Annotated in this window: 4 protein-coding genes and 1 tRNA gene; 2 read left to right on the forward strand and 3 right to left on the reverse strand. The window is 73.5% G+C overall.

The window, feature by feature from the left end; all coding sequences use genetic code 11:
* Nucleotides 1-70: 70 nt before the first annotated feature.
* The 3 genes from JWP64_RS15195 to dusB form a co-directional block, all read right to left on the reverse strand.
* Nucleotides 71-1729 (reverse strand): LCP family protein, encoded by a 1659-nt coding sequence (locus JWP64_RS15195; protein ID WP_297496904.1) that lies wholly within the window; start codon nt 1727-1729, stop codon nt 71-73.
* 821 nt (nt 1730-2550) lie between these two features.
* Complete coding sequence (locus JWP64_RS15200) at nt 2551-3390, reverse strand: GGDEF domain-containing protein (RefSeq protein ID WP_297496908.1); 840 nt, start codon at nt 3388-3390, stop codon at nt 2551-2553.
* 155 nt (nt 3391-3545) lie between these two features.
* Entirely contained in the window at nt 3546-4685 is a 1140-nt protein-coding gene (dusB, locus tag JWP64_RS15205) for a tRNA dihydrouridine synthase DusB (RefSeq protein ID WP_366889995.1), read from the reverse strand.
* A 186-nt stretch (nt 4686-4871) separates the two neighbouring features.
* On the opposite strand from dusB, the gene JWP64_RS15210 reads away from it, so the two are divergent.
* Nucleotides 4872-4947 (forward strand) — tRNA-Lys (locus JWP64_RS15210).
* A 188-nt stretch (nt 4948-5135) separates the two neighbouring features.
* A partial coding sequence (locus tag JWP64_RS15215) for a site-specific integrase (protein ID WP_297496911.1) occupies nt 5136-6403 on the forward strand: 1268 nt, incomplete at its 3' end.

Here is a 6403-nt window from a genome sequence, read left to right on the forward strand (position 1 = left end):
AGAGGGATGTGACCTGCGTGGCAGCAGCAGCACATGAACCGGGGGTGAACCCTCGGTTCAACGAGCCCGCTCAGTCGCAGGTCGCGGGGGACGCGGTGGCCGGCTGCGCCGCGGGCGCGACCGCGCCCTGCGCCGGCGTGCGCACCGTGCCGTCGAACGAGGTGCCCAGGACGAGCTGGAGCGAGCCGCTGGTCCCGGTGTCCGGCACGAGCCGGGCCGTGGGCACCAGACCGGCGATCGCCTGCGCCTGCGCGGAGCGGTCCGCGGAGAACTTCACCACCGTGTCCGCCGAGGGCTCGGGCGCGTTCGAGACCGCCCCGACGCCGTAGCCGAGGCCGCGCAGCGTCGTCCCGATCTGGGTGGCGAGCCCGTCGCGGCCGGCGGCGTTGAGCACGTCGACGGTGACGCTGTCCGGCGCGGCGGCGGTGGACCGGGCGGCCGGCGCCGTCGCGGACTCGGGCAGCGGCCGGTCCTTCCGCATCGCGCTGAACAGCTCGTTCGCGTCCCCGGTGCGCAGCTCGAGGTTGCCCCGGGTGTTCGGCACACCGCTCACCGGCAGCGGCACGAACGTGACGCCGTCGGCGTCGAGCCGGCGCTGGGCGGTGGAGAGGGCGAGCAGGTCCTGCATGCCCGCGTTGTCCGCCAGCATGCTGTGGCCCAGCGCCGTCACGACGTCGCGGGTGGTGCCGGGGGAGAGCAGCACGTGGGTGGACAGGGCCTCGCCGAACACCGCGGCGAGGAGCCGCTGCTGGCGCTGGGCCTGGCCGAACGCCGGCGAGGAGTCCGTGGGGACGGCGGAGGCCTCGGCGAAGCGGACGGCCTGCTCGCCGTCGAGGGTCGTGGTGCCGGCCTGCGGGACGACGGGGCCCAGCCGGTCGTCGACCACCGGCCGTTCGACGCACACCTCGACGCCGCCGAGGGCGTCGACCATGTCCTTCACCCCCGGCATGTCCAGCGCGACGAACCGGGTCACGGCGAGGCCGGTGAGCTGCTGCACCGCGCGGACCGTGCAGCGCGGGCCGCCGACCTCGTAGGCGGATCCCAGGGTCGTGCGGGTCTCGGCCGGGACGGTCTCGTCCAGGTAGGCGGCCGCGTTCTGGTCCCAGCGCTGGCACGGCGGCCGGTTGATCTCCAGGTCCGTGGGCAGCGAGACGGTGACGACCCGGTCCCCGCTCGCGGCGACGTGGGTGAGGACGACCGTGTCCGTCCGGGTGCCGGTGCTCGCCGTGTCGCCCGAACTGCCGGAGGCGGTGCCGAGGACCACCACGGTGTCGTCGCCCGCCTGGGCCGCCGCGTCGACGATCGAGCCGGACGTGGGGTCCAGCGCGTCGACGGGCCGGATGGTCGACTCCATCCAGCGGAACGCGCCCCAGCTCAGCGCGGTGCCCGCGAACAGCAGGAACGCGACGGCGGCGACGAGGATCTTCACCGCGAGCACGGGGCGACGGGTGGGGGTCGCCGGTGCCTCCGCGGACTCGTCCTCGTCGGGCTCGGGCTCCTCGCCCTCCCGGGTCTGCAGTGCCATCCCGGCGTGGGCGGCGGTGAGCCGGGTGAGGCTCTCGTCGATGCGCCGGACGCGGGAGGCGAGCGCGGTCGTCTCCTCGACCTCCTCCGCCGTGCGCGCTGCGGTCTCGGCGGCCGGGGGCGCGGTCGGGGTGGCCGCGGGGACGCGGACGGTCTCCTCGGCCGCGCCCGGCGCCGCGGGAGCGCCGGCCGAGGTCGGGACCACGGTGGGAGGTGCGCCAAGGCGGCTCGGCGCCGCCGGGACGGGTCCGCCGAACGCGTCGGGCCGAGGGGTGCCGCCGGGCCGGCCGGCGAAGGGCGGCCGGCCGGATTCCGGCTGGTTGCGGGGCCGCGGAGGGACCGTGTCCGGGTTCTCCGGACCGCCGCCGGAGGGTGCATTGCGCGGAGGTGCGCCATCCGGGCGGAAACCGTTCCGGCGACGTCCGGGTGGCGCCCCCGGGACCCGGGGGCGCGCGGCTCCGTTCCGCCGGACCCCGTTCGGCTGCCGGTCCGCCGGCGCGGGGCCCTCCGGGGGAGCGGGGGCGCTCGCGGGCGGGGGCGTGGCGGAGCCCGGCCGGGAGGCCGTCGGACCCGTCGGTGGTGCCCCGGTGGGCCCACCGGGACCACCGGGCCTGCCGAGTGCGGCCGCCTCACGGGCTTCGCGTTCCTCGCGCCGCGTCAGGCGCCGGGCCGGCCCGCCACCGCGCGGGCCGGGACTCTGCGCCTCCGGATCGGCGGGCGGAACGGGACGTCGCCGCCGCCCGCCCGCCTCGGGCGGGGGCAGGTCCGCGGTGGGGGACCGGAGCCCGTAGCGCGCGAGCACATCGTCGCCGTCCGATTCCGGGACGTCCTGGTCGGCGGGGTCCCGGTGCCGGCGGCGACGGTCCGGGCCGGGGTCGCGGGGAGCGCGGTCGTCCTGCTCCTGCACGCCACCTCCCGACCCTTTGCGGCTCGTCCGGACACACGGAAGGGCGGCCGAGCCAGCTCCCGGCTCCGTCCGCCCCTCGAGGGAGTTTACGGAGCCGTCACGGGCGGACGGTGCGGGGGTCAGCCGGTGGTGCGGACGGGCTGCGGGATCGAACGCCGCCCGCTGGCCGGCCCCGCGAGCCGGACGTGCCCGGCGCGGTAGGCGACGGCGTTGCGGCCCGCCTCCTTCGCCGTGTACAGGAGCATGTCCGCCTCGCCGATGAGCCGCTCGACCTCGGTCGGGACGCCCACGGCGTGCGCGACGCCGATGCTCACCGTCACCCGCAGCTCCGGGTGCAGATCGGACCACGGATGGTGCGCGATGCGCTCGCGGGCCGTCTCGCAGATGTCCACGGCGGCGCCCAGCGCCCGTCCGGGCAGGACCAGTGCGAACTCCTCGCCCCCGTAGCGGGCGCAGAAGCCGTCGTCCGGCAGCGCCGCGTCGAGCTCGGCGACCATCCGCTGCAGCACCCGGTCCCCGAAGAGGTGTCCGTGCGTGTCGTTGACCAGCTTGAAGTGGTCGATGTCGACGAGCGCGACGCAGATCCCGGTGGTGCGCAGCGCCGTGTCGTCGAGGTCGCCCAGCAGGGCGGCGAGCCGCTCGTCGAGGTAGCGGCGGTTGTAGGAGGCGGTCAGGCTGTCCCGGCGCGACTGCTCGCGTGCCTCCGCGTGCTCGCGACGCAGGCGGTCCAGCTCGTCGTGGGTGCCGGTGGCGGTGTCCCCGCTGCGCAGCAGCTCCACCGCGGCCTGCAGGTGCATGTAGGCCTGCTGCCACTGGTGCTGCTGGGCCAGCCGCTCCGCCGCGGCGGTGTGCAGGGCGGCGCGGGCGCGGGGGGAGTCGGGGGGCAGTGCGTCCGCCGGGCGCGGCTCGGCGTCGCGGCCCTCGTGCGGCAACGTGCGGATCATGCCGACGGCGTCCATCGCTCGATCACCTCCCCGACTCCTATCCGGTATGTCGTCGTGACCCGGGGGACTCTTGAGGTGGATGGGATCACCGCACCCGTTCGCGCGGCACGCCACCCGACCGGGCGAAGACACTCGCACCGTCCGTCGGCAAGATCACCACCGGGGTGCGCTCACCCGCCGGAGTGCTCCAGTTCCGCCCCGAACGGGACGGAGGGGTCCTCCGGATCGTCCAGCCAGTGCTCGGGGAGGACGACGCGCCCCGGGGAGCCCTGACGGCCACGCGGGCCCTCGGCGTCGGGCGGGAACTCCTGGTCGAGGTCCAGCATGGCGAGGAGTTCGTCGAGCTCGTCGATGCTGTTGACCAGGCCGAGACGTTTTCGCACGTCCGATCCGACCGCGAAGCCCTTCAGGTACCACGCGATGTGCTTGCGGACGTCCCGGATCCCCTTGTCGACGCCCATGTGCTCGCCGAGCAGGACGGCGTGCCGGCGCAGGGTCACCGCGACCTCCCCGAGCGTCGGCGGGATCGGTAGCGGCCGGCCCGCGAAGGCCGCCTCGAGATCGGCGAAGAGCCAGGGCCGACCGAGGCAGCCGCGGCCGACCACCACCCCGTCACACGCTGTGCGCCGGACCATCTCGAGCGCGTCGTCGGCGCTGAAGATGTCCCCGTTGCCGAGAACGGGCAGCTCGGCTGGCAGGTGGTCGCGGAGCCGGGCGATGGCGGACCAGTCCGCGGTACCCGAGTAGCGCTGCGACGCCGTCCGCGCGTGCAGGGCGACGGCCGCGACCCCCGCGTCCGCCGCGATCCGGCCGGCGTCGAGGTAGGTGTGGTGCTCGTCGTCGATGCCGATCCGCATCTTCACGGTGACCGGGCGCCCGTCGGCGTTGTCGACGGCGGCCCGCACGATCCGCTCGAACAGCCGCCGCTTGAACGGCAGCGCCGCCCCGCCGCCCTTGCGGGTCACCTTGGGGACCGGGCAGCCGAAGTTCATGTCGACGTGGTCCGCGAGGTCCCGCTCGACGATCATCCGGACGGCCTGCCCCATGGCTGCCGGGTCCACGCCGTAGAGCTGCATCGACCGCGGCGACTCGTCCGGGTCCATCGCGATCATCCGCAGGGTCAGCGGGTTCTTCTCGACCAGCCCACGGGACGTGATCATCTCGCAGACGTAGAACCCGGAACCCTGCTCGCGGCACAGCCGCCGGAACCCGGGGTTGGTGATGCCGGCCATCGGCGCGAGGACCACCGGGGAGTCGACCTGGTAGGGCCCGATGCGCAGCGGCTTCACCACAGGGGTCGCTCGGGACACGGGTTCCTGCGGTGCGGGGGTCTGGACGAGGTCCTGCGCGGTCACGGAGAACCATTGTGCTCGAACGCGACGCGGGGTGTCGCCCCCGTGGTCCCTCCGCGGGTGTGACGTGGTGCGCGAGTCCCGCGCGACGGGCCGTGGTGGACCCGTAGGCTGGGCGCGCGCACCGCGGGTGGGTGGTGGTGCGGGCCTCTAGCTCAATCGGCAGAGCAGCGGACTTTTAATCCGCGGGTTCGGGGTTCGATCCCCCGGGGGCCCACCAGGCTTGACCAGCAAGGTTCGTTCTCCGCTCCACACTTGACTCGGTGTCATGGATTCATACGTGGTGCGAGTGGCGGTACTGTTCGCACCATGGCGGGTGCGTCGCGGCGGAGACAACGGGCTCGTGGAGGCATCGACGAGCTCCCAAGCGGTTCGCTCCGTGTGTCGGTGTACGCAGGGATCGATCCTGTGACGAAGCGCCGGCACTACCTCCGTGAGGTGGTGCCGCCGGGCCCGACCGCATGGGCCGACGCGGAGAAGGTTGTGCGCCGGCTCGCGAACCAGGTCGACGAGCGCAAGCACCCGAAGACGAGCGCCACGGTCAACCAGCTACTCGATCAGCATTTCGAGCTGCTGACGCTGGAGCGCTCGACAATGGACACCTATGTCCGATACGCGGACAAGCACATCCGCCCGTTCATCGGCCGGGCCTCGGTCGGCTCTCTCGATGCCGGGGTGTTCGACTCGCTCTACGCAGAGCTGCGGCGGTGCCGGGATCACTGCGACCGCAGTGCCTACATCGAGCATCGCACGGAGCGGGCACACGAATGCGACCCACGTTGCCGGCCGCACGTCTGCACGCCGCTTAGCGCGTCGACGATCCGGCAGGTCCACTTCGTGCTCAGCGGTGCACTCAAAAGAGCTGTCCGCTGGCGCTGGCTCGCCACGAACCCGATCATGGAAGCCGAGCCACCGCCAGCGCCCCGGCCGAGCCCGCGTCCGCCCAGCGCCCAGGAGGCTGCGCGGATCCTCGCCGAGGCGTGGAAGGACCCGGACTGGGGTCTGTTGGTCTGGGTCGCGATGGTGACGGGCCTTCGGCGTGGAGAGCTGTGCGGCATCCGATGGCGCCACGTCGACCTCAACACGGGCGTTCTTGCGCTGGAGCGCAGCATCGGGCAACGCAGCGGCCAGACGTGGGAGAAGGACACGAAGACCCATCAGCAGCGGCGTATCGCTCTCGATCCGGAGACCGTCGCACTCTTGGCGGGGCACCAGAATCGATGCTTGAGCCGAGCCGGCGAGCTGGGGCTTGAGCTGTCGCCGGACGCCTTCTTGTTCTCTCTCGCCCCGGACGGGTCGACCCATCTGCTTCCTGACTCGGTGAGCCAGCGCTACGGCAAGCTCGCCAAGCGGCTCGGCATCCAGACCTCTATCCACAAGCTGCGCCACTACTCCGCCACAGAGCTGATTGCCGCCGGCGTCGACGTACGCACCGTCGCGGGGCGTCTTGGACACGCGGGTGGCGGGACGACGACGCTGCGCGTCTATGCGGCGTGGGTGTCTGAGTCCGACCAGCGCGCCGCGACGAGTCTGTTCTCCCGGATGCCCGCTCGGCCGCTGGAGTCGCGGTCGCCGCTCCGGGAGCCGAGGTACCCGTACGAGAAGCTCGCCGCAGCAATTCTCGACGAGATCGCGGCAGGGCGCTTCGAGGTCGGCGCCTTCTTGCCAGGCCAGAA

This window comes from Pseudonocardia sp. (assembly GCF_025465255.1).
Lineage (GTDB): Bacteria > Actinomycetota > Actinomycetes > Mycobacteriales > Pseudonocardiaceae > Pseudonocardia.